Below are 773 nucleotides of genomic sequence, written 5' to 3'. Positions count from 1 at the left end.
AAGCCATTCCTCCCGCCGCCAACCTTTGGTCGGCCAATAAGAAGAAACTTCCTCGGTGCGGTTTAGCTGAAAGGGTGATTGCAGTGGTGGGAGTGAGTAACTTTTTCTTTTTGGAGATGGCTGCACAGTTGGCGGCGACGGCAGATGGTGTGATCGGCTTATCGGTTGATTGGCTGCGTACTCTCGGACTGCGCTCCTCCGCATAATGTGTGTTCCAGCCCGATTATCGACTTCACCCATCTTTCGCCCATCTATAAGCAGCCTTCTGAAGCGCCGAACGATGAACAAAATGCAAAAATACATTTTGAGAGCCTCAAAACAGGCCAAAATGGCCTTCAAAATGTAAAAGTGCATTTGAAAGGACCCATTTCCCCCTAATTGAGGCATTTTGGGCCAATCAACCTGCACTTTTACATTTTGAAGCGGGAAATGGGCGGAAAAGCGACTGACAAACTGCAGATTTGCATTTTGATTTGCGAAGCTGGAGTTTTTGGTAAGCCTGCTTCGCTAAATTGCGAAACCGATTCGCTAAAGAACGAAGCGAAGTTCACTACGCGCTCAATGACGAAAGATGGTGCGGAAAATGCTGCTGCAAAAACAACCTCATGATGAACTGCATTTCTTCAACAGTGAACCTCAAGCGCAGCTTTCTCGACTGCCAGAAAAGAAGTGCCGGGTATCACGTGCCCGGCACTTCTTTTAAAGCTTCGCGGCGGTGCAGCGCAACACGGTCTAACGCCGCAGCGGGATTCTCCATTTGAGCCGGATGTCAG

The 773-nt window shown here is 49.2% G+C and carries 1 protein-coding gene; it reads left to right on the top strand.

Features of this window, described 5'->3' with window-relative positions; all coding sequences use genetic code 11:
* Positions 1 to 206, top strand: a 206-nt coding sequence (locus TY10_RS31935; protein WP_042171598.1) for a hypothetical protein, incomplete at its 5' end; no start/stop codon positions are given.
* Positions 207 to 773 lie beyond the last annotated feature (567 nt).

Source organism: Paenibacillus gorillae (genome assembly GCF_000513275.1).
Classification (GTDB): Bacteria; Bacillota; Bacilli; order Paenibacillales; family Paenibacillaceae; genus Pristimantibacillus; species Pristimantibacillus gorillae.
Note: the sequence above shows the minus strand (reverse complement) of the source record. Positions and strands in the feature narration are given on the sequence as shown.